Below are 24661 nucleotides of genomic sequence, written 5' to 3' on the forward strand. Positions count from 1 at the left end.
CAAACAGATTTTGGCTACAACAAAAGACAGCCAAAGCACCTGTCAGATCTGCTTGTCATTTGTTTGACGTAAAGTTCCTGTAAAAGGTATTCACTTCTTCTACGCCAAAAGTATGTTTTTAAAATTGACTGGTTGATTTCTGAGCAATCTACATCAAACTGTCATAAAATGTTAATAGTCTACGCCCGAATTTGAATCAATATGGCTGTAGTATCTATGCGTGTTTCTACTTTTACTCGGTTGCTTGCCGTGTTACTGGCCCTGGCCAGTATCGTGCTGGCTGCCACCTTGTTCTGGGCCAGTCAGGTCTTTAGTGAATTAGACAAACAAAACAACGCTTATGTTACGCTGAAAAACACCATACTGATCGATCTTGCCGGTACGATCGAAGATTATCTGAGCACAGGTGACAGCCAGGAGCTCAGCAAGGCCAGCGAACAAATAGCGACCCTCAAACAGCATCAATTGACAGCGTTGCCTTCAGTGCTTGCTTCTGACATGACGAATCAACTTGATGCACTCGATAGCGACATTAATGGTAAATACCGTGCCCTTGGTAAGCTGTCGGGCAATGAAATGGCGCTGCTGGACAACGCCATCAGACAAATGTCGGGCTCGGCGTCCTCTTTAATGAGCTATACGGCCAAAGCCCCGGATCATCCGCTTGCACCACGCTATTACGCGCTGGCATCAGATTACTATGGGGAAGTCAGCAACCTCAGTATTTACACCTATCAGCTGGTGATCCACTTTGAGCAGCAAACACGTCAAAACCTGTTAAACAGCGTGCGTCGCCTTCAGGATTTGGCACAGCAGATAGACCGCCTGGCCGACTTAGGGGTAATGAGTGAAATTGACGAAGACGAGTTATTTCTGGGGGCTGAGGCAGAAGACTTAGCACTGGAGATCAAAGCGGAATTGATCAGCTGGCCCAAGCGTTTTAGTCGCGACCTGGAAAATACCTTGGCTCAGGCTGAACAGCGTCAGCAGGGCATAGCTCAGCTGCGAGGGGATATTAAGGCGATTTCGGCGCTGGTGTTGAGCGCTGAAGAAGCCCTGCAGGCAGAGCAAAATACGCTTAAGCAAAACGTCTTTACGATTTTTGGTGTGGCCATTGGCTTGCTGGTGCTACTAGCCATTGCTGTATATATCGTGCAGTTTAGTCAGGTACTGACGCCACTTCGCCAGCTCCGCAATGGCTTTGCGTTCCTGATAGAAAGCAATGAGCTGAAAAACATCGACAGTCAGAATGCCAATACTGAGATTGGCGAGATAGCCAGTTACTTTAATCAGCTTATTGAACGTCAGCGTGGTGAAGCGCAGGAGCGGGAGCAAATGCTGGCGGTGATCAATGACTTTATGCAGGATATGAATACCAACCTGGCCAGTATTAGTGAGCTGGCAGAAACCACCTCCTCTCAGGTGGAGCAGAATCAGCATCAGCTTGACGAGATCAAAGCGTTGGGTTCAGAGGCCAGTGAAATCAATCAGCAGGTGTCGGATAACGCCAGTGAAACTTTCTCTGCGATGAAGCAAAGCGTGAGCTATGCCGAGTCAATGCTCAGCGCAAGTTCCAGTACCCAGCAGCGAGTAGAGCAGGGCTTATCCAGCCTCAACGAACTGTTAAACGGGGTGGCTGATGTGGGCAAAGTGATTGAAATGATCCGCACTATTGCAGAGCAAACCAACTTGCTGGCACTGAATGCGGCCATTGAGTCGGCGCGTGCCGGGGAGCACGGGCGAGGGTTTGCAGTGGTGGCCGATGAAGTGCGCAAGCTGGCTCAGCAAACGCAGGACTCGTTGTCAGACATCAATGAACAGCTGAACATCCTCAGTGACAATTCAAGTAAAGTGTCGTCGCAGATCAGCGCACTGGCAGACGAAGCACAGCAACAAACTGAACATGCGCAGGAACTGAAGAGTAATTCTGAAGGGGTTGCTGAGCGCGCTCAGGGAGCCAGCCAGGTGGCTGAGCATGCCATGGAGCTGGCTCAGCAACAAAGTTCGCTGGTAGATAACTTCAGCAGTGCGATGGCCCTGATGAAACAACAGGTGAACGGCTCAAATCAGCAGGTACGGGATATTCAACACAGTTTGCAGGAGCAGATGATCAAAATTCGTGAAAGTATTGGTATTCAATAACTCACACAGCTGTTCTTTGCTCGCTGACATGATGTATTGATGTCGGCGAGCAGCTGCTCACCTTTTCGTCTATTTCTGGTAACTTGCCGGTATCTTTGCTACAACTTGGCCATGCGTTATCTGCTATTAAGGACAGCAAGATGAATTGGTTAGTTAACACGCTAACGGCAAGTTTATTTGCTCTGACTCTGAGCGCCTGCTCCGACAGTGCACAACAAGCCGACCCTGACTTTACCCCACAAAACACCGAGCGCAGCTTTTTATCCGACAATAGTCCGGTCGTTTTTATCGATGAAGCCCACCATAACTTTTTAACTATGAATGGTCGTTTCCGGCCTTTTACGCAGGTGCTGCAAAGTGATGGCTATACGGTTAAAGCAAGCAAGGTTACGTTCAATACAGAGCACCTGAATCAGGCTGATATTTTAGTGATAGCCAATGCGCTGGACAAAGACCGGACTGACTGGAATCCCCCCTTTGGCAATGCTCTTACCATGCAAGAAGTCACGGTCGTGACAGAGTGGGTGAAGCAAGGTGGCGCGTTGTTTTTAGTGGCCGATCATACGCCGTTTCCTAAAGTGATAGAAAACCTGACCCATGCACTAGGATTTGAATTCAGCCATGGTCACGTAGGTAATGCACAGTTCACAACTCATGCTAATACCTTAGCACAGCATGCAATTACCTTAGCGGTCGTGCCTGCGCTGAGAAAGCTGCCAGGTGCGTCATCCATGACAGGGTTTGGTCTGACGGGCGCTGTAGGTGGTGCAGCTTCAGCGGCAGCAACAGACCAATCGACAGGTCAAATCGAACAGGTTCGCTCGTTTGGTGGCTCGGCATTCAGAGCACCAGAAGGCGCGATTTCACTGCTTACGCTTGGCCCGCAAGCTATGTCGGTTAACCCTCAGGTACCTTTTCAGATCACGGCGGACACGCCACGTATGTCTGTGGATGGCTGGAGCCAGGGCGCGGTGCTCGAGTTTGGTAAAGGGCGGGTCGCTGTATTTGCCGAAGGCATGATGTTTTCCTCGCAAGTGGATACACAATCAGGGCAAAAATATGGGCTGACTTCAGAAGGGGCTGAGCACAACGAAGGTTTTCTGCTCAATGTGATGCGTTGGCTGGCAAACGCCGAGTGATCGTCAGGGCATACACTGGGTGACTTGGTGTGTGTCAGTTTGTGAGCCGGTTTAGCAGCGACTATCTTTATCAGGGTGAGTGTCTTACAAAGAAAAAAGTTGAAAGCAAGCAGGAGTAATAATGAGCGACAGTAACTTAACTGAAAACTTTGAACATAAACTCAATCTGCGCAGCCTGAAGGTGGAGGATTATGCAGCTCTTAAAGAGGTGATGGGTATTGTTTACCCTGATCTGGGAGGCGCCCCGTCAGAGAAGCAGTTCAAGGCTCAGCTCAGCAGCTTTCCCGAAGGTCAGATCTGTATTGAAGACCATGGTAAAGTGGTCGCCGCAGCATTCTCCTTGATTGTGGATTACGACAAGTTTGGCGATCACCACACTTATGATGAAATTACCGGTGACGCCTACCTCACCACACATGACCCGCAGGGAGATGTGCTTTACGGTGCCGAAGTTTTTGTGCACCCTGACTATCAGGGCATGCGTCTGGGACGTCGCTTGTACGAGGCCAGAAAAGAGCTATGCCAAAACCTCAACCTTAAATCGATTGTAGCCGGTGGTCGTATTCCTAACTATCAACACCATGCCAGTGAAATGTCGCCACAAAAGTACATTGAGCTGGTAAAGAAAAAAGAAATCTATGACCCCATACTCAGCTTTCAGCTGTCAAACGACTTTGAAGTAAAGCGCGTACTCAATAAATACCTGCCGGAAGATAAAGAATCCAAGGGGTATGCAACCTTGCTGGAATGGACCAACCTGTACTACGAGCGCCATGAATCCCCTTTGTTTGGCGCGGTCAAAAAATCCGCCCGGGTAGGCTGTGTACAATGGCAGATGCGTCCGCCTAATTCCGTTGCAGAGTTGACCCAGCATGTGGAGTTCTTTATTGATGCACTGGCTGACTATCAGTGCGATCTGGCATTGCTGCCCGAGTTGTTTAATGCGCCATTGATGGGCATAGAGGCGCACGAGAACTCGCTGGACTCCATCAAAGCATTGGCGGCATTTTCCAATGAAGTAGTGGAAGCCATCTCCCATCTGGCGGTCAGCTACAACATTAATATTATCGCAGGGTCAATTCCGGTGATAGAAGACAAAGCACTCTACAATGTGTCTTATTTTTGCCGGCGCGACGGTACCATAGAGTCGCAAACTAAAATTCACCCGACCCCGTATGAAAAAAGTGCCTGGATCATGCAAGGTGGCGACAGCCTGAGTGTGTTTGATACCGACTTTGGCAAGATTGGTATTCTGATCTGCTACGATGTGGAGTTTCCTGAGCTGGCGCGCCTGCTGTCAGAGCAGGGGATGCAGATCCTGTTTGTGCCTTTCTGGACAGATACTAAAAATGCCTACCTGCGGGTACGTTGTTGCGCGCAAGCCCGTGCCATTGAAAACGAATGTTATGTGGTGACGGCGGGCAGTGTGGGGAACCTGCCCAAGGTGGATGGGGCCGATATTCAGTACGCTCAGTCTGCAGTGTTTTCACCGTCTGATTTTGCGTTTCCCCACGATGCCACTATGGCCGAAACCACCCCCAACACAGAGATGACTCTGATAGTCGATTTGGATCTGGAGAAGCTACACGAGTTGCGTCACGAGGGCTCCGTCAGAAACTATCTGGACAGGAGGCGGGACCTGTATCGAATTAACTGGTTGGGCGAACAAAAAATTAAATAAACGGGCTATGCGCTGTACTGATATGGTCGTAGCCTCTGGCGTATCGAATCTCTGTGAGTTGATTAAGGGGGCCTGATTTATTAGGCGTCTTTGAAGGGCGATATCCAGCGCCTGTGCTGGATATCGCGACTGGGTTATTCTGATTCTAACCCTTCGATTTCAATGCCGAATTGTGTGCTGGTGACCCCCGCCAGGCTTGCAATATACGCTTTAAATTCACGCAGCTCAGTGTTGGCGTCGGCAGCGAAGATAGCACGGTTGGCTCTGACATAAACCAGCTTCAGCTTGTGTGCTGCGGCAAACTCCCGGGCATCAATCAGTGGCTCCAGTTCCGCTACTACCTCACCTGTTAGAATATAGATCGAACCAGACTTGGCATCTGTGATGGTGGCACCGCTCAGTAATGTCTCGCTGGTGGTGAGGTAATGTTTACCGTTCAGTGTAACGCTGTGACTCAGTGCAGAACTCAGTGGTTGTGCCTCATAAACATCTGTGGTGGACGCGCTGGCAGTGGATATACCGCAGGCGAGTAGCACGGTCGCGATTAGTTGTTTTTTCATGTCAGTACTCCTTATTTACGACCGATGAAACGAATGTCCCACGATTTCAGCAGGCCATTTTCAAGGTTGTTTCTGTGCACCATATTAACATTAGGTGCGCCTGCAGTACGGGGATCAAAAATATAGTATTCATCCTCAGCGGCTGTATCAATAACACGTAAGGTCCAGTCACCTTGTGCCTGTTCCCCATAGAAGTGGTGGGTCAGCATTTGCGTGTTGTCCATACCACTTTTACCCAGAATTGTACCGGTGCGTGGTGTCATGATGACGCTGCGAGTACCAGCTGGAGAGATCAACTCAATCGCGAGATCTCGGGTGCTGGTGTGGTCGATATTGACGCGCACCTGAACAGCGTCAACCGTCATCTCTTCTGTGGACTGGTAAGTGCTTTGTACACCGTTCACATCACCGTCTGGGATCTCAGCGTTAGCGCTAATCACAAAGCGCTCGGTCTGAGTAAACTGCCCCAGAGTCTGGTTGTAGAATCGCGCCATATTGACCGCCGCGTCTACATCCACGGCACCAAAGCCGTAATAATTATGGAAGGTATAGCCAGCAGCATTGGTCTGCCAGGCATCAATAGCCTGATAACTGACGGTAGTACCTTGTGCATTATCAAAAGCCAGCGAGACACCCGGGTTATCAGCATCAATTTTGCGTGCCGTCGTGGCCAGGATATGGCGCACATCTTGCCATGTTAGCGCGGGGTTGGCCGACATGATCAGGGCGATGGCACCGGCTGCACTGGGTGCGGCAGAAGAAGTACCGTTAAAACGTGCGCCATAATCACAGGTCGGATCCAGTGGATGACCGCCGTGCAGATCGTTGCGGCCGTATGCCGGGTTATAGCCAGCATCACACCCGCTCAGATCAGTGGTGATCATCGCCGGAGAATAGACTCCATACTGTCCGCCTGTGGCAGAGACGAAAACGGCAGAGCCTACGGTTGAATATGAAGAGAGCTGACCATCAGCATTATAGGCCGATACAACCAAGTTCCAGAATGACGTATCCATTCGCTCCAGATTGACATTTTGCAGCGGTAAACCATGGTTATCATTGTCGAAACGCAGGTAGCCGGAACCTAAATTAGGGTCCTTAAAGGTTTGTCTGGCATAGCCGTTACCAGCCGATTTGACGAAGAGTGCACCGCGGCCACCATGTGTTGTACGCGTAATTTCTTCCTGTGCATCTTCATAGGTTTTAAGCCAGGGCTCTTGGTCATAGTCAAAGCTGACAGGTGAGGACAGTGTACGGCCATAACTTTGGTTAAAAACTCTGGGAAAATCAAAAGAGTGCTTGCTGTAACCATCCGAGTACATGCCGTGTGACTGTAGCCAGTTGGCGGTGTTGTAATTACCTGATGAGATCAGATTAAAGCCCACAAGCCCTGCACGAGGGGCAATACCTCTGCCGCCAACGCCATTAAATGCACTTGCCGCGATAATACCGGCAACGGCTGTACCATGGCGATCTGTGGGGCCGCTGGGCTCCAGGTTGGGTGTATCAGTGGTAAAATTCCACGAACCCGGCCGCACATTATCGCGCAAGTCCGGGTGAGTCAGCTCTACGGCTCCGTCAATCACGGCAGTGGTAACGCCGGTGCCCAGAATGCCCAGCGCATGGGTCAGAGACAGGTTCATATCCTCGCCTGCCTTACCGCCGCGCTCTGAAAAGGCAGCCTGTCCGGTATTTTGTAAATGCCACTGGTGAGATACCAGTGGATCGCCCAGCATCAGTGGATAGTCGGCAGCCGAGACGGCCACACTGTGCGAAGCCGCGATACATGCAGCCAGTATGGTGAGTTTCGTTTTGATCATGAGTTTGGATTCTTCTTGTTGATGATTTGTCCCTGTTTTCATGTACCCTATATTGTCACATTTGAAAATGCAAGGTTGCCATATTTAATGTATGGTTAATAGCTTTAGGTGTTACAAGGAAGTAAGGTCTAAAAATGCGGCTATTTGGCTGATTTATGAAAGACTTTTACCTGAACGGCTAGGTGTGTGTTCTAACTCATGCGCAAAAATGCACACTTTCTAATTCGCTCAATTTCGCCTACATTTTTAACATAAATTCTTTCTTGATTTCATTATGACCAACTTATCGGATATAAATGGCGTTGATGGAGGGACATATAGTGAAGCAGACTTAACCGCATTTCCTGCATCGATGAATGAGGCCGAGCTGCTCAGCTTTCTTAAAGTGTCTATGGAATACGCCGCTGATGAAGTGTTTTGGGTGACATCTGACTCTAGAGTTCTCTATGTGAATAAGGCTGCATGTAAAAAGTTGGGCTATAGGAGAGAAGAGCTGATAGGGATGAGGCTGTGGCACTGGGACCCTTGTTTTTCTCGGCAGCGATGGCCTGCGTTTTGGCAACAGCTTCAGAAAAACAAGCATATTGATTTTGAAACCCAGCATCAGCATAAAACAGGGACATATTTTCCTGTCAGAGTGCGCGGTCACTTGATTGAACAAGGCGGTAACGCTTTTTTGCTGGCATTTGTCTCTGATATTTCTGACATAAAAGCGCGAGAGCATGCGCTTCAAGATAGCAGCGACAAGGTGAAGGTGCTGCTGGAACAAGAAAGGCAGAAGTTTGCAGAGTTTGTAAACCTCGCGCCGGTTGGTATTGCCATCAACCATCTCGAAGATGGGCGGTTCGATTATATCAATGCAGAATTTAGTCGCTTTACGGGCTACAGTGTTGATGAATTGAACCAGATGGATTACTGGCAACTGACTCCCAAAAAATATGCCGAACAGGAGGCGAAACAACTCGCTGATATGGCTGACTCGGGGAGTTATGGGCCATATCAAAAGGAATATATCCATAAACTCGGACATACCTATCCTGTGTTGTTATCGGGTGTTCTGATCACTGATGCGAGCGGTCAGGACTTTATCTGGTCCATTGTACAGGACATCTCAAAGCAAAAAGAAGTTGAAGAGCAGTTACGTGCAGCCAAAGAGAAAGCGGACGTCAGTGCATTCAGAATGCAGTTGGCGAATGACTCGGCCGGGATAGGTGTTTGGGAGTGGGACTTGCTGAGCAATGCTTTGGTATGGGATGACTGGATGTATAAGTTGTACGGTATATCAGAAGAGGCATTCTCAGGCGCTTATGAAGCCTGGGAGAATAGTGTTCACCCTGATGATATTACGTCAGCTAAAACTTTGCTTGAGTCGGCCATCGCAGGCACTGGTTACTATGATACTGAGTTTAGAGTGGTCCACCCAGATGGGCAGATAAGAACAATGAAAGCGACAGCTGAGGTGATCCGAAATGAGCAAAATCAGGCTGTCAAAGTTATAGGCGTTAATTACGATATCACTGAAAAAGTGAACGCCATGAAAACTATGGCAAAAGCCAAACAAGTAGCGGAGAATGCTGTTAAGGCTAAAAGTGATTTTCTTGCCAATATGAGCCATGAGATCCGCACGCCGATGAACGCCATACTGGGTGGGCTGCAGCTTCTTCATCAAGCCAAACTGGAACCTGATTTAAAAGTTATTTTGGATAACGCCGCTTTTTCTGCTCAGAGCTTGTTGACCATTATTAATGATATTTTGGATTACTCTAAGATCGAATCGAACCAGTTAACACTGGAGCAGGTGCCTTTTTCTTTGCTTGATGTGCTGGATTCAGTGAAATATGACCTGGATAGTTTGGTGAGCCGAAAAGGTATTGATCTTCTAGTGACCATTGATGAGTCTTTTACTGATGGGTGGTCTGGGGATCTGGTCAGGGTCAAACAAGTATTGCTGAATCTTGTCTCGAATGCTGTGAAATTTACGGATCAGGGCTGTGTTAAAGTCATTGTCAGCTGTATAGAGCACAATCGGCAGCAGGCGTTGTGTATAGATGTTATTGATTCAGGTATCGGGATGAGCCCGGAAGCTCAGCAGCGAATATTTGAACGTTTCTCTCAGGCTGACAGTTCAACGACACGAAAATATGGTGGAACAGGTTTAGGTATGTCCATTACTTTGAGCCTCGTGAAGTTAATGAATGGCGCGTTGGAGCTAACCAGCCAAGCGGGAAAGGGGACCCAAATCAAAGTTGTATTGCCATTGGCACAAACGGCTCTCAAATCAAACGCGCAACAAAGCGAATCACTGTCGCCTCCGGATATGAAAGGTCGCCACATTCTAGTTGCAGAGGACAACAAGATTAATCAAATGCTCATTAAGGCATTTTTAAAAGGTACACAGGCAACACTCACGATTGTTGAAAATGGCAAGCTGGCGGTTGAGGCGGCAATGTGCACCGAGTTTGATTTAATACTAATGGATATTCATATGCCTGAAATGGATGGCAATGAAGCTCAGCGACAGATACACGCTCGTAACCCAGGTATTCCGGTCATTGCACTGACGGCGAATGTGATGACGGAGGATGTGAAAGGCTACCAGGCACAAGGCTTTGTGGCGCACGTTGGCAAGCCTATAGATATGAATAGCTTATATCAAGTTTTGGCACGGTTCTCAGTGCCTGAGAAAGAGTGATAATACCAATTTGCTTAATTAAGTGTTCTATTTTGAGGCGAGAAAATATGGTCGATAACACCGCTCACGCGTCCTGCTATCGCTGAGGTACCTACGTCCATATAGGCAAGGCGAAAATTTTGCTATTTAGTTGTTCTAAATGAGAAATTTTTAACGCCGTTAGCGTCATATTTGCTCCTTCAAATTGAACAGGTATTAAGTGAAATTGGTATAATATTATGGTCATTACAAAGAGTTAAAAAAAGAAGCCGCTTAGCGGCTTCTTTTTTCATATTTAACCCAGAGCCAGGTAACCGACTCTGGTTAAACCATTACAGACTCTCGATTTTCGCTTTTTGCTCAAGCAGCTTAGCTTTTGCATCGCTGTACTCGGCCAGTTTGGCTTTTTCTTTGTCGAGTACCGCAGCAGGTGCGTTGTTGACGAACTTCTCGTTTGCCAGCTTTTTCTCGACCTGTGCCAGACCTTTTTCTGCTTTTTCAAGTTGCTTGGCGATACGGGCCATTTCAGCTTCGACGTCAATCAGACCCGCCATTGGGATCATGATCTCCAGGTCGCCGATAAAGGCAGTTGCCGATGCCGGCGCATCGTCTTTGCTTGCCAGTACCTTGATGTCTTCCAGTTTAGCCAGTGAGCTCAAAAATGCCTGGTTGTCGTCAAGACGACGCTGGTCCTGCTCAGATACATTGGCCAGTAACACGCTAAGTGGCTTGCTTGGGCTAATGTCCATTTCACCACGGATGTTACGAATAGCCAGAATGAATTGCTTAACCCACTCCAGATCTTCCATCGCCTGCGTGTCTACCTGCGATGCATCAAACTGTGGGAAGCTCTGTAACATAATGGTATTGGCTTCGATACCGGCCAGTGGTGCAACACGCTGCCAGATGGTTTCTGTGATGTAAGGCATCAGTGGGTGCATTACTCGCAACAGGCCTTCGAGCACAGTGATCAGGGTATGACGTGTACCGCGTTGTTGTGCTTCGTTACCCTTGAACAGAATTGGCTTGGTCAGCTCCAGATACCAGTCACAGAATTGGTTCCAGGTGAACTCATAAATGGTGTTTGCCGCCAGGTCAAAGCGGTAGTTGTCCAGGTGCTCACTGAAGGTTTTTACTGTGTTCTGGAACTGGCCCAAAATCCAGCGATCAGCAAGAGACACCTGCATCTCGCCACCGTTGAAGCCACAATCCTGCTCTTCGGTGTTCATCAGCACGTAACGGCTGGCGTTCCACAGCTTGTTACAGAAGTTACGGTAACCTTCCAGGCGGTTCATGTCCCAGTTGATATCACGACCGGTTGAGGCCATCGCTGCCAGGGTAAAGCGCAGCGCGTCTGTGCCGTGTGCTTCAATACCGTCAGCAAAGGTCTTGCGGGTGTTCTTTTCAATCTTTGCGGCCAGCTGTGGCTGCATCATGTTGCCGGTACGCTTCTGAACCAGGCTTTCCAGATCGATACCATCGATCATGTCCAGTGGATCCAGCACGTTACCTTTGGATTTTGACATCTTGTCGCCATTTTCGTCGCGGATCAGACCGGTCACGTAAACGGTTTTGAATGGTACCTGAGGTTTGCCTTGGTCATCTTTCACAAAATGCAGTGTCATCATGATCATACGGGCAACCCAGAAGAAAATGATGTCGAAACCGGTTACCAGCGTGTCTGACGGGTGGAACATTTTCAAATCGTCGGTGTTCTCTGGCCAGCCTTGCGTGGAGAAGGTCCACAGGGCAGAAGAGAACCAAGTGTCCAGTACGTCGTCGTCCTGGCTCAGAGCCACGTCATCTGCCAGGTTGTTGTCGCGGCGCACTTCGGCTTCGTCGCGGCCAACGTATACATTACCTTCGTTGTCGTACCAGGCCGGAATACGGTGTCCCCACCACAGCTGACGAGAAATACACCAGTCCTGAATATCACGCATCCAGGAGAAGTACATGTTTTCGTATTGTTTAGGCACAAACTGAATGTCACCGTCTTCTACTGCTTTGATTGCCGGCTCAGCCAGTGGTGCAACGCGCACATACCATTGGTCAGTCAGCAGCGGTTCGATGACTACACCAGAGCGGTCGCCGTAAGGCACGGTCAGGCTGTGGTCATCGATTTTTTCCAGCAGGCCGGCTTGCTCAAACTCGTCAACGATCAGTTTACGGGCTTCGAAACGGTCCAGGCCATGGAAGCGCTCAGGCAATGGTGCATCCAGCTCCAGTGGTTTGCCATCAAAAGTGAAGGTTTCGCCTTCGCTTAAGATTGCCGCATCTTTGTTGAATACGTTAATCATAGGCAGCTGATGACGCTTACCAACTTCGTTATCGTTGAAGTCGTGCGCTGGTGTGATCTTCACACAACCAGTGCCTTTTTCCATATCGGCGTGCTCATCGGCAACGATTGGAATACGACGGTTGACGATTGGCAATAAGATCTCTTTGCCGATCAGGTCCTGATAACGCTCATCGTCCGGGTTGACTGCTACACCCGTGTCACCCAGCATGGTTTCCGGACGCGTTGTTGCAACAACTATGTAGTCTTTACCGTCTTTGGTTTTAACACCATCGGCCAGCGGGTAACGCAGGTTCCACATGTGGCCCTGCTTGTCTTTGTTTTCTACTTCCAGATCAGAAATCGCAGTGTGCAGTTTCGGATCCCAGTTCACCAGGCGCTTACCGCGGTAGATCAGGTCATCTTTATACAGACGAACAAACACTTCTTTCACCGCTTCTGACAGGCCGTCGTCCATGGTAAAGCGCTCACGATCCCAGTCTACTGACGCGCCAAGGCGACGTAGCTGTTTTGTGATGGTGCCACCTGACTCGTTTTTCCACTGCCAGATGCGGTCGATGAATTCATCGCGGCCCAAATCATGACGGGTTTTGCCTTCTTCGGCTGCCAGTTTACGCTCAACCACCATTTGAGTAGCGATACCGGCATGGTCCGTTCCCACCTGCCATAAAGTATTTTTGCCCTGCATACGCTGGTAGCGGATCAGGGTGTCCATGATGGTGTCCTGGAAAGCGTGGCCCATGTGCAGGCTACCCGTGACATTCGGTGGTGGGATCATGATCGAATAGGCATCGCCCTGACCTGATGGCTTAAAGTAGCCATTCTCTTCCCAGCCTTGGTACAAAGACTGTTCGATATCTTGCGGATTATAGGTTTTATCCATTACACAGAACCTTAAAAAATACTTTAGTTGTCAATTTCTTTGGTTGAAATTTCAGCGCCGAGCTGACGCAGTTGCATGAACCGCTGGCGTGCCGCGTGTTTGGCATTGCTTTCAACCGGCACAAAATCATAGATCTTGTCGAATCGGCGCACAAAATCCGGCAGCTGCTGTGCCAGATTAATTAAAATAGTGCGTCTGCCAACGGGTGGCATTTGGCCGATCTCGACCGGTGCGCCCCCTTTGGGGCCTTCGCCTTGCAGATTATGAGGCACAAAACTGTCGGCCTCAAAACACCACAAGTGCTCGTCAACCGCATGGGCATCTTCAACGCTGTCTACGTAAATAAAGACACGTTGTCCGGCGCGATACAGCTTAGCGGCGCTGCGTGCGGCGAGATCAAAATGAGCCGGTACTGGCTTGCCCGGCTCATTGTCTTGCTTTAATACAAAAAAGCGTGCGTTGATGGTCATGACATGTGGTTTTCTAGCTAGCGAAACGCCCTGTCATAGTGGGTAAGTCTGCATATGACACAGCGTTCAAAATAAAGCCGCATTCTGACACAGAATGCGGCTATCATCAATCAACGTGGAGGGGTGACATGGGATGTCACACCATCAATTAGTCCTGAGGTTGCTCAGTGACGTCCACGCGGTTAAGCAGGTATTGCATTAGCATAGGCACCGGACGGCCGGTTGCGCCTTTGTTAGCACCACTACGCCAGGCTGTACCTGCGATATCCAGGTGTGCCCAGTTGTACTTCTTAGTGAACTTGGATAGGAAGCAGGCTGCGGTGATAGTACCCGCCGGGCGTCCACCCAGGTTCGTGAAGTCAGCAAACGGACTTTTCAGTTGATCCTGATAATCATCCCACAAAGGCAGCTGCCATGCGCGGTCGCCACTTTGCTCTGAGGCTTTTAACAAGTCATGCGCCAGTGGGTTGTGGTTTGACAACAAACCCGTTGCATGGTGGCCCAATGCAATAATGCAGGCACCGGTCAGGGTCGCCACATCAACCACGACTTCTGGTTCAAACGCTTCTACATAGGTCAGTGCATCACACAGTACCAGTCGGCCCTCGGCATCGGTATTGAGTACTTCAACCGTCTGACCAGACATAGTGGTCAGGATGTCACCCGGGCGATAAGCATTGCTGCTTGGCATGTTTTCACAGCCAGCCAGTACGCCGATGACGTTGAGTGGCAGTTGCATTTGCACCACGGCACGCATCAGACCCAGTACGCCCGCGGCACCACCCATATCGTATTTCATTTCATCCATGCCTTCGCCTGGCTTGAGAGAAATACCACCGGAATCAAATGTCAGGCCTTTGCCAACAAAGACGATAGGCGCTTGCTTTTGCGGAGCGCCATTGTAGTGGATCACCGACATGACAGATTCATTGTCACTACCGCGACCAACAGCCAGATATGAGTGCATACCCAGCTCTTCCATTTCTTTCTCACCAACCAGGTTTACAGTAACGTTGTCGAACTCATCGGCCAATGCCTGTGCTTGTTCACCTAAGTAGCGAGGGTTGCAGATGTTTGGCGGCATGTTTGCGACGTCTTTACATAAGGTGGCACCGGCCGCGATGGCAAGGCCATGCTCGATGGCGCTCTCACCAATTGGCAGTTCGCGACGCGTCGGGACATTAAAGACGATTTTACGTAGCGGGCGGCGCGCTTCGCTCTTTTTGCTTTTCAGCTGGTTAAAGGTGTAAAGGCTGTCCTGAGTGGTTTCGACGGCCTGGCGAACTTTCCAGTAAGTATCGCGTCCCTTAACGTGCTGTTCAGTCAGGAAGCAAACGGCTTCCATTGAACCTGTGTCGTTTAAGGTGCTGATGGTTTTGGCGATGATCTGTTTGTATTGTTTGTCGTCCAGCTCGCGCTCTTTACCACAGCCAACAAGTAGCACACGTTCACTCAATACGTTTGGTACATGGTGAAGTAAAAGCACCTGGCCGGGTTTACCTTCTAGGTCTCCGCGGCGCAGCAGGTTAGAAATATACCCTTCGCTGATTTTATCCAGCTGCTCCCCGACGGGTGAAAGGCGGCGTGGTTCGTATACGCCGACAACAATACACGCACTGCGTTGTTTTTCTGGGCTACCACTTTTTACGCTGAATTCCATTGCGACTCCTGAGTCAATGTGCTGTCTTTTTTGAACTTTTTATGCCTCAGCCACTCAATTTCTGAAGGCTGAACTAAAAAACGGCTAATTGACGCGTGCATTTGGCGCTTTAGCCTGTTGCTTTAGTAGGATATTTGGATCCGATGGCATATAATAAAGTGATTAAAATAACCAGTTTACTCAAAATTTCCTACTATTCCAGTGAAATGAGACGTTTTATAGGGGCGGACATTGCTTATTTTTCGTTATCTGACTGCTGAGATTTTAAAATCTCAGGTCGCCGTTTTTATGACCCTTATGACCATTTTCATCTCGCAGAAGTTTGTCCGGATCCTGGCAGAGGCCTCTGGAGGCAGTATTCCGGGTAAGCTTGTCATGTCTTTTCTCGCGCTTAATTTGCCCAAACTGGCGGTATATATTCTGCCATTGAGCTTATTTTTGGGCATTATCCTCGCCTATAGTCGAATCTATGCCGACAGCGAAATGACGGTACTGAAAGCCTGCGGTGTTAGTGAGTGGTACGTCGTGCGTGTGACTCTGATATCGAGTTTTGTGATTTCTCTGATGGCGGCCGCGCTGAGTTTATATGTGGCCCCCTGGGCTGGTGAAAAAGAAAACCAGCTGCGTGAGCAAGCCAATGCAGAATCCGGGCTCAGCCAGATCCGGGCCGGACGGTTTCAGCAAACCGGTAACGAAAAGGCCGTGGTATTTGTCCATAACACCAGTGATCAGGGGAAAGAGCTGAATCGCGTGTTTGTTGCTCAGTTGCCTGATCGCGAATCAAATCAGGCGGCGCGGATCGTCTTTGCTCAGAGTGGCCGGGTAGTGGAAGAAGGCTCCGGCGAGCAGCAACTGGTGCTCAGTGATGGTAAGCGGTTCGAAACAGACGGCTTTAGTCAGGCCCTGAATAAAACCGAATTTAGCAGCTATCAGGTGCAGATCCGCGAACAGGAAATAGAGCAACGACGTCGTAAACTTGAAGACTTACCCTCATCCAATCTATTGAAAATGGGTACGCCTGAAGCCATTGCCCAGTTCCAACTGAGGTTATCCGTGCCCATCTCGATTATTTTGCTGACCCTGCTGGCGGTACCGCTCAGTGTGGTAAACCCCAGACAGGGTAAGTTTGCCAAACTGGTACCCGCCATTTGTATTTATCTGGGCTACTTTATCATGCTCAATGCGGGTAAATATCTGGTGGCTGAAGGTAAAGTACCGACCTCGGTAGGACTGTGGTGGATCCACTTATGTGTGTTGTTTATAGGTGCTTACTTGATTGCTAAAGGCCGGCCTTTTGGCGTTTGGGTGCGCTCCATGCTGTTAAAACGGGAGCCACAACAATGATGAAAACGCTGGACTGGTATCTTGGACGCAGCATTTTGCAAACCACTGGCTTTGCGCTGCTGGTGTTTGTGGGTATCAATACCTTAATCAAATTTATTGAACAATTGCGCTCAGTCGGTCGTGGTACCTATGAAGTGATGGACGCCTTGTTGTTCACTTTGTACAGCATGCCCAGCGATATTGTGGTGTTTTTCCCGATGGCAGCCCTGATTGGTGGCTTAACAGGCCTGGGCGCGCTGGCTTCGAGTAGTGAACTGGTAGTGATGCAGGCGGCGGGCATGTCGCGGTTGCAGATCATTGGCTCGGTGATGAAGTCGGCCATTGTGCTGGCACTGTGTATGATGGCGCTGGGCGAGTGGGGCGCACCACAGGCAGAGCAAACCGCTAAGCAATTGCGCAATCAGGCAATTAATGGCGGCGAGGTATTTGAAGCGCAGCAGGGCGTGTGGGCCAAAGATGGCAGTAATTTTATCAATATTGCCAATATCGAGAAGTCCGGCAATCTGCAAAATATCAATATTTATCACTTTGATGATGACCTGAACCTGCTGAAAATCACCCGGGCTAAATCGGGCACAGCAACGGACGAGGGCTGGCAGTTACGAGCCATTGAAGAAGTGCTCATTGAGGAAGAGCAGATCCGTACAGAGTACGCGCAAACGCTTGTTTATGCCTCTCAGCTGACACTGGACCGACTGGATGTGGCTTCGGTCGAGCCAGATGCATTGTCGTTTTCAGGCTTGTGGTCATATTTACAATATCTGGAGCAAAATGAGCAGGATACCAGTAACTATGAACTGGCGCTGTGGCGCAAAGTCATGCAGCCGCTGACCATTGCTGTGATGCTGCTGGTTGCTCTGTCCTTTATTTTCGGGCCGCTGCGTTCGGTCAGCATGGGCGCACGGATTATTATGGGCGTGATCACGGGGCTTATTTTCCACCTCAGCAATGAGATTTTTGGTCCGATTGTGATGGTTTACGAGATTCCTCCTGTGGTGGGCGCGGTGATGCCCAGCGTGCTATTTACCGCGACGGCGTTTTATCTTCTTAACCGCCAGCGTGGTTAGCAAAGATAATGCATACAAAAAAGCCTGACTCAGTCAGGCTTTTTTGTTGCTGTTTTTAAGCTTCGCTGGTTAGTCCAGGCTATCGTAAATCCGTTTATTTTCTTCTTTACTTAACACCACGACTTCGGTGCCACAGATCATATCTTGCAGCGCACGTTTGTGTTTAAAGTCGAGCAGTACCAGCAGGTTACCCAGTCCCAGCAGCGCACATAATGCCCGTGCACTGGCTCTGGGCCAGCTGAGCAACTCGCCATCTGGTGTTTGTACTTTCAGTCGCCAGGCGCGCATGCCTATGGTCTGGCCGCTCTTAGTCCAGAAATAAGCAAAAAACAGCACTGAGACGGCGATCAGCACAAATCCACGGAAAAATGACAACAGAGGAGAGGCCTGGATCAGCGCCGAGACGTCTTCATGGTTGCCCTGCGATAGCCAGCCTGCCGAGATAAAGCCCTCAATCACCAACAAAAATACCACCATAGACAGCATTGCAAATGCAATTACGACCAGACCATCATAGATCAGAGATGCAAGACGACGGGTTAAACCCGCACGGGGAAACGAAGCCATGTAGTTCACTCATTAAAGCCGAAATATGGCCTATTCTACCTGATTTTTAATCTAACACTAAAAAACCCGGCGAGTTTTCAGCAGCTGTTCATTTACCAAGCACTTGAACGACGTTTTGTAAAAAACGCTTGCTACCCTCCCGCCAATTTGTATAATGCTGGGCATAGAGACGAAGGCATATAAAACAAAGCCTAAGCTCAAAGTGGTTTTTCTTTATTTTCTCTAAGTTAGAAGATAAAAGAAAAATTATGCCAGTGTGATGGAATTGGTAGACATGACGGATTCAAAATCCGTTGCCTTCGGGCGTGGCGGTTCAAGTCCGCCCACTGGTACCACTTTTTATAACCCAGCTTTTTAGCTGGGTTTTTTTATGCCTGAATTTTGATGTTTAGCTGAGTGTGGTGTCGGACTTGAGCCCCACGCCGGGCGTGGCACTGATGTAAGTTAAGAGTCCGCCCACTGGACCCACTTTTTATAACCCAGCTATTAAGCTGGGTTTTTTTATGTCTGAAATTCAAGTAATCATCTTGAAGCAAAGTGGAGTCGGACTTAAGCCCCACGCCGGGCGTGGCGCTGATGTAAGGTACGAGCCCGACCATTGGGACCTCTTTTTATAACCCTGACCGAATAGGTCGGGGTTTTTTTATGCCTGAATTTTGATGTTTAGCTGAGTGTGGTGTCGGACTTGAGCCCCACGCCGGGCGTGGCACTGATGTAAGTTAAGAGTCCGCCCACTGGACCCACTTTTTATAACCCAGCTATTAAGCTGGTTTTTTTATTCCTGAAATTTACTTCCTGTGAAATGGAATCGGACTTGAGCCGCACGCCGGGCGTGGCGCTGATGCAAGTTAAGAGTCTGCCCACTGGACCCACTTTTTATAACCCAGCTTAATAGCTGGTTTTTTATGCCTAAAATTTATGTGTTAATATAATTTGACCACTAATTAGAGTGAACCTTATGAAAATCAGGAAGAAAGAGTACAAAGATGGCATATGAATTAATGATTTGGAAAGATGAAGGTATTACACTTGAGGATTGGCTAGAAGCTGTTGATAAGTGCGAATTAACTAAGCCTGACATCGCGGGTGTAGAGTTACGAAATCCAAGTAATGGTGAAAAAGTCTCTATACAAGGAGAGCACGGAGATGTCGCAGTAAAGTTTACGGAAAAAGGATTCCTAGGGCTCCTGAATAAAACGAGTTGGCATACTTCATTCTTTTTCAGACATTCTTACGGAGCTTTTGCATATGCAGACAGTTTAGAGTTACCTGAAAACCCAGTTAGAATAGCTGCTGTTAAATTGGCCAAGCTACTCGACGCAAAAATTATCGGTGAAGAAGACGAAGAATATCACTGGTAACACCGCGCCAATTTAATGTCGGAAGATATAGTTTGCATAATAAATTGTAAATTTCTACTGCTTCTGGACGTCTTGCACTGATAGAGTAATGCGGTTTTTAGTTTGTGCTTGTATCGAAAGAAAAATGGACCGGATCAGAGTAAGTAGCAAGTGGTGTCAATTGCAACGTGTATAATGCCGTTACGGATGTACGCTATTCAAGCTCTGAGGAAGTTCACTTTGTTGTATCTTACGCCGATTATGGGCGGTTAAACAACTTCCATCATTTGACCGACTTTGTCAGTACGCCATACTTATAAACCATCTTTTTGACCCTTATATTTCAACGCTAGAGAGATTAAATGAAAACGTTAATTGTATTGCTTATGACCGCTGTGGTTGCTTTTTCAGCCCATGCAGATGAAAAGTCCATTCAGCACCTTAAGGTCGCGGATGTAACTTCGGTTGAGGATGCGAGAAAGATTTTTATAGAAAAAACGTCAGAAATCAGAAGTAAAAGGGACCTGGATGCGACCGAGCTTCAGGATATCCATGTTATCACTTACACCCTTGAGAAAAGCGTTGAGTTTTTCACGCTTAACCTGATTGGTGACAAGAAAAAGCTGGCTGAAGACATTGCCGTTGTGGTTGAAGATATCCACATTAATTCAGAAAGAAACCGTAAAGAAGAGACACAAAAGCACTTAAACCAGTACTTTGTGCTGGCAGATAGATTCATCAAGAGTTTTTAATTTAACGCCCTCATTGATTTATCTCTTGGGTGCGAGCTGTTACAAATGGCTCGCACTCACCCTTCCTGAGTTTCTAAGGTCCGCTAACCTGAACCTTGGTTGTTTTGCATAAATGGCAAGATGCTGAAGTTTCCTGTGAGCTAAAACTCGGTCAAACTACCCGACTGGTTATCCGTTTTACTGGACTGTGACTTTGCATATTGCTTTGCCGTCATACCAAATTGCTTTTTAAAACAGGCACTGAAATATGAAGGTGAATTAAAGCCACAGTGCTCCGCGGTTTGGGCTATGTTGTGCCCGGCAAGTAGCTGTGGCAGAGCCTGATATAAACGGTACTGACGCAAATATTCATTAGCACCGATAGACGTTACGGACGTTAATTTACGATGCAGCTGGCGCTCGCTCAGGGCCATTTCACTGGCGACCATAGAGACGGTAAGTGTTGGATCGCTGAACAGAGTTTCCAGCACAGATTCCAGTTTATCTAAAAACGCGAGTGTGGCGGGGTTATTGGCAAACTGTTGCTTCGGCGTTTCCGGTGCTTGTATCAGGCGCTTAGTGGCAGGCATAAGCTGCGCTTTCAACTGAGCTTGCGTTGCTTCTATCAGTTTGAAGGTATTGCGTATTTTTAGTTTGAAAGCGTCCAGATTAAAGGGTTTAGTGAGGTAATCATCCGCTTGCAGTGTAAGTCCTTTAAGGTGTTTCTCTTCATTCAGGTTCGCAGTGACTAACATCAACGGAATATGGGCGGTTAAAGGGTCGGATTTTAGCGCTTGTGTGAGCGCAAAGCCATCCATGACTGGCATCATAACATCAGAGATGACCATATCCGGTAAGTGAGCACGAGCCGATGCTAGTCCAGCTTCACCATCACTGGCTGTGAGCACCTGATAGTCCGGTGCCAGTACAGTATGCAAATATTCAAGCATATCCGGGGTGTCATCGATTAACAAAATACATTGAGTCTTATCATGCGGCACCTGTGGGGAGGCGGCTTCAACGCTGACATGAGTCTGAGTAGGCGCTTTGGTAAGGGGCAAGTTCACGGTAAAACAAGTGCCTTGACCTGGTGCAGACTCAAGCTGGATCTGACCACTGAGCTGATCGACTATTTCTTTGACCCGGCTCAGACCCAACCCCTGTCCGGAGGTAAATTGATGGCCTGCCTCGGTTCGGTACTCGGGCTCGAAAATACGCGTATGATGCTCTGGTGCGATGCCAATCCCCTGGTCAGATACACTCAGTACCGCGTGCTGACTTGAACGAGCCGCTTTCAGAGAAAGGTGTATTTCGCCGCCCTCATAGCTGTATTTGATAGCGTTACTGAGCAGGTTGCTGATGAGTTGATGCAGTTGATCTGGCGGTGTATTCACTAATAACCCGGGCTCTATCTGATTATTGCAGTTCAGAGATTTGTCGGTTAACAAGGGCGTGAAAGCGCTGAGCTGTTCTTGAAGCAACGCTGATATATCCTCAGGTTGCCAGTTATCTTGTGTGACAGGCGCTGCCTGTGAGTTGTTCGATGAAATGAACATGAGGTGCTCTATGAGCACTTTGAGTCGTTTGGTGTTACTGATCACCAGATTGGCCATCTGGGTTCTTTGCTGTTCATCGGTACTATTGCGCAATTGTTCAGCCGGACCCTGAATTAAAGTAACCGGCGTCATCAGCTCGTGAGAGAGGGTTTTAAGCAGGGCTGTACGTTGTGCTTGTGCGGCCTCAAGCTGACTATTTTGCACTTGCATCGTTTGCGTGTGCGCACGAATTGTATCCTGTAACTGCTGTTGCCGGCGTTTCAGCGCTGAGATTCTGATGCGGTAGGCACTATAAATCAACAAAGTTGCCAGCAGAGCATAGCTTGTTTTAGCCAGCGCTGATGCATACCAAGGTGTGTGCACCGTAAAGTGTAATTCAGAGACTTGTTCGGACCAGTTGCCCTGGTTGTCAGTGGCTTTCAGCCGCAGGGTATAGTCTCCCCAGGGTAAACGTGGGATCATCAAGGTATGCTCATTACCCAGTTCGACCCAGGTATCGGCCACGCCAGACAGTTGATAGCGGAACTTTTGTTTGATGTTATTGATCAGATCGCCATTGGCCAGACGCAAACGCAGGCTAGCATGTTGTGGATCAATGGCTGGAACAGTACTGGTATTGTAATAGTGTTGCTGTTCTCCGTGGGGCGCCGTGATTGTCAGGACGCTGATCCGGGGGCGTGTGTCGATCCGGTTTAGCTTATCAGGGTTCAGGCGCGTTATTCCTTGTGTGGATGCGAACCAAATGTGTCCGTCAGAGTGGGTTGCAGTGCCTTCCAGATAGCCCTTCCTGAACAACCCGTCTCCATGGTTATAAAATGCCACTGCACCAGAATTATGTTGCCAATGCCACAGGCCTTGTCCGGTTGAGATCCACACAGTGTGTTTATCATCAAAAGCCAGGCTGGTCGCACTCAGTTTATTTAGCGGCTCGGGTAAGTCCTGCCAGCGTTGCTGCTCAGAGTTGTATAGGCGCAAGCCGCGGTCGGTTTGCACCCAAATCCTGCCATCGGGTGCCGGCGTGACGGAATATGTTGCTGTAAAAGGCTGACTGGCAGAGCCCGGAATGGCTATAAACTGCTCAGAGCTGAGTGAATACACCTGCAATCCCGAATCGGTTGCCAGCCAGAGTTTGTCTTGTTCTTTTGCCAGGTGATGAAGCTGATTGCTTAGTAGCGGGCTATTTGTGCTGGTGAAGTGGGTGATAGCCCGGGTATCTGGGGCAAATCGACTCAGGCCATCAAAACTGTGTGCCAGCCACAGTGCCCCGTCGTCGGATTGCACCAGGGTATTGATTGCCTCAGGAATCGTGTAGTCGGCCAGGCTGTAGCGGGCATCGACCTTGGCATTTTCCGGGTTCACCACCAGTAGTTCGTGATACATAGCGGCCCACAGGCGTCCGTCTGGTGTCGGTGTCATCGCCTGAGCAGAGTGACTTTCGGAAGACACGCAACGTTTAAACTTGCCGTTTAGTGTGTACTGACACAGACCAGCCAGTTGATCTGCAAGCCACAGATAGTCATTGAACTGTGTCAGCTGATTAATTTCATATTTGCCTGTTTCGCTGGGGTGAGAAAATCCAAAGTTGCTGACAGCACTGTGATTGACGGATTCAATAATCACGCCTTCGTTAAAGGTGCCAAAGATGCGCAGGCTGTTGTCTTTGTATAAAGATAAAAGGGGCGGATATGATTGTATGTGAGTCATCACTCCACTGGTAAGTTTTAGCATACCTGTATTCAAAGACGCTGCGTGTATTTCACCATGCTCTTTATATAAGTCAAAAACATAGCCAACCGTATCAAACTCATTGGGATCCCGGTAGATGAGCTCAACCTTATTCTGGCTCTGGTTATACATACCCAGTCCGAGCCCATGCATGGCCACCCAGATCTGTCCGCCTTCGACAGTCCAGAGTTTATCGGCCGTAACGGACTCTCCGGGTGGCAAAGTGACTGGAGTAGCCTTGCCACTGATCGTGTCAAACAGATACAAACCGCGTGTGGTTGCCAGCATCAGTGCATGCTCTGATGCCTGTGCTATCGAGAGGATCTTAAAGCGCTGCACAACGTTGTTAATATGAGTCTTGACAGGGAGTAGTGCGTCTTTGCTCACCATGTACAGGCCATCGGCAGCGCCTGCCCAGAGTCGATTGTCTTGAGCCTGGAACAAGGCATAGATGTTCAGTGGTTCAGTGCGTCCTGTGATGCTAAGGGCGCGAAAGTACTCTGAGTTTGGCCCGCGCACTTCTAGCCCCTGTTTGCCGGCAACCCAGAGGTTATTTTGTGCATCAATCAGGATGTCTCTGATCCACAATGCGTTGCTGAGGGTCGGAGTATGGTCACGAGAAAAAACCTCAATGGCAGCGCCATCGTAGCGCGCCAGCCCTTTGTCGGTAGCAAACCAGGCAAACCCCGTGTGATCCCGCTCAATATCAAATATACGGTTGCTGGGTAAACCGTCTGCCACGGTTAATGTGGTGTAGGTGGTTGCAAGTGCACAAAAACTAAGTTGCAACATCAATAGAAGCGCAATGAGTTGAAGTAAAGCAGGTCGCAAGGCAAATCTCATGTATTCAAGTCTTTGTTATTGTTGTTTTTATTTTTTGTTGTGGGAGGTTTCAAGCAAAATTAAACAACTATCATAGCCTGCAAGCAGGCAAAAAAAAACCGCCAGTTTTAAAGAAAATGGCTGGAAATTATCGAAATATGTCTGATTTCAGATACAGAACAAGACC

The 24661-nt window shown here is 48.7% G+C and carries 15 protein-coding genes and 1 tRNA gene; 9 read left to right on the forward strand and 7 right to left on the reverse strand.

Features of this window, described 5'->3' with window-relative positions:
• Nucleotides 1–216 precede the first annotated feature (216 nt).
• The 3 genes from NH568_RS06795 (at nt 217) to NH568_RS06805 (ending at nt 4962) form a co-directional block, all read left to right on the forward strand.
• Nucleotides 217–2142, forward strand: a complete 1926-nt coding sequence (locus NH568_RS06795) for a methyl-accepting chemotaxis protein (RefSeq protein WP_253046173.1) — start codon at nt 217–219, stop codon at nt 2140–2142.
• 140 nt (nt 2143–2282) lie between these two features.
• Complete coding sequence (locus tag NH568_RS06800) at nt 2283–3281, forward strand: DUF4350 domain-containing protein (RefSeq protein WP_253046004.1); 999 nt, start codon at nt 2283–2285, stop codon at nt 3279–3281.
• A gap of 121 nt (nt 3282–3402) precedes the next feature.
• Nucleotides 3403–4962 carry a bifunctional GNAT family N-acetyltransferase/carbon-nitrogen hydrolase family protein gene (locus NH568_RS06805; RefSeq protein WP_253046005.1) on the forward strand — a complete coding sequence of 520 codons (1560 nt, stop codon included), beginning with the start codon at nt 3403–3405 and terminating at the stop codon, nt 4960–4962.
• 134 nt (nt 4963–5096) lie between these two features.
• On the opposite strand, the gene NH568_RS06810 is transcribed toward NH568_RS06805, so the two are convergent.
• Both NH568_RS06810 and NH568_RS06815 read right to left on the reverse strand, forming a co-directional pair.
• Nucleotides 5097–5522: a hypothetical protein gene (locus NH568_RS06810; RefSeq protein WP_253046006.1), complete on the reverse strand. Its 426-nt coding sequence runs from the start codon at nt 5520–5522 to the stop codon at nt 5097–5099.
• A gap of 11 nt (nt 5523–5533) precedes the next feature.
• Nucleotides 5534–7342 (reverse strand): S8 family peptidase, encoded by a 1809-nt coding sequence (locus tag NH568_RS06815; RefSeq protein WP_253046007.1) that lies wholly within the window; start codon nt 7340–7342, stop codon nt 5534–5536.
• Between the two features lie 274 nt (nt 7343–7616).
• On the opposite strand from NH568_RS06815, the gene NH568_RS06820 reads away from it, so the two are divergent.
• Nucleotides 7617–10034, forward strand: a complete 2418-nt coding sequence (locus NH568_RS06820; protein WP_253046008.1) for a PAS domain S-box protein — start codon at nt 7617–7619, stop codon at nt 10032–10034.
• Nucleotides 10035–10345: 311 nt separating this feature from the next.
• Here NH568_RS06820 and NH568_RS06825 read toward each other — a convergent pair whose 3' ends face one another.
• The 3 genes from NH568_RS06825 to pepA form a co-directional block, all read right to left on the reverse strand.
• Nucleotides 10346–13192, reverse strand: coding sequence for a valine--tRNA ligase (locus NH568_RS06825; RefSeq protein WP_253046009.1), 2847 nt, complete (start codon nt 13190–13192; stop codon nt 10346–10348).
• 23 nt (nt 13193–13215) lie between these two features.
• A complete protein-coding gene (locus tag NH568_RS06830; RefSeq protein WP_046004999.1) occupies nt 13216–13662 on the reverse strand; it encodes a DNA polymerase III subunit chi in 447 nt (148 codons plus the stop codon).
• Nucleotides 13663–13810: 148 nt separating this feature from the next.
• Entirely contained in the window at nt 13811–15322 is a 1512-nt protein-coding gene (gene pepA / locus NH568_RS06835) for a leucyl aminopeptidase (RefSeq protein WP_054014488.1), read from the reverse strand.
• Nucleotides 15323–15553: 231 nt separating this feature from the next.
• Between pepA and lptF the strand changes: the two genes are divergently transcribed.
• The gene (lptF, locus tag NH568_RS06840) at nt 15554–16666 is read left to right on the forward strand and encodes an LPS export ABC transporter permease LptF (protein WP_253046010.1); all 1113 of its coding nucleotides are present in this window, start codon (nt 15554–15556) and stop codon (nt 16664–16666) included.
• Entirely contained in the window at nt 16663–17733 is a 1071-nt protein-coding gene (lptG, locus tag NH568_RS06845) for an LPS export ABC transporter permease LptG (RefSeq protein WP_253046011.1), read from the forward strand. The genes lptF and lptG overlap by 4 nt, the downstream gene beginning before the upstream one ends.
• Before the next feature lie 69 nt (nt 17734–17802).
• Here lptG and NH568_RS06850 read toward each other — a convergent pair whose 3' ends face one another.
• Complete coding sequence (locus NH568_RS06850; RefSeq protein WP_253046012.1) at nt 17803–18300, reverse strand: RDD family protein; 498 nt, start codon at nt 18298–18300, stop codon at nt 17803–17805.
• A 250-nt stretch (nt 18301–18550) separates the two neighbouring features.
• On the opposite strand from NH568_RS06850, the gene NH568_RS06855 reads away from it, so the two are divergent.
• From NH568_RS06855 to NH568_RS06865, 3 genes are all read left to right on the forward strand, one after another.
• Nucleotides 18551–18635 (forward strand) — tRNA-Leu (locus NH568_RS06855).
• Between the two features lie 651 nt (nt 18636–19286).
• Entirely contained in the window at nt 19287–19661 is a 375-nt protein-coding gene (locus tag NH568_RS06860; protein ID WP_253046013.1) for a hypothetical protein, read from the forward strand.
• Nucleotides 19662–20002: 341 nt separating this feature from the next.
• Nucleotides 20003–20392: a DUF6746 family protein gene (locus tag NH568_RS06865; RefSeq protein ID WP_253046014.1), complete on the forward strand. Its 390-nt coding sequence runs from the start codon at nt 20003–20005 to the stop codon at nt 20390–20392.
• A 140-nt stretch (nt 20393–20532) separates the two neighbouring features.
• Here the strand turns inward: NH568_RS06865 and NH568_RS06870 are convergent, their stop codons facing one another.
• Complete coding sequence (locus NH568_RS06870) at nt 20533–24495, reverse strand: ATP-binding protein (protein ID WP_253046015.1); 3963 nt, start codon at nt 24493–24495, stop codon at nt 20533–20535.
• Between the last annotated feature and the right edge of the window lie 166 nt (nt 24496–24661).

The organism is Pseudoalteromonas sp. XMcav2-N, from assembly GCF_024124545.1.
In the GTDB taxonomy this organism is placed as follows: Bacteria; Pseudomonadota; Gammaproteobacteria; order Enterobacterales; family Alteromonadaceae; genus Pseudoalteromonas.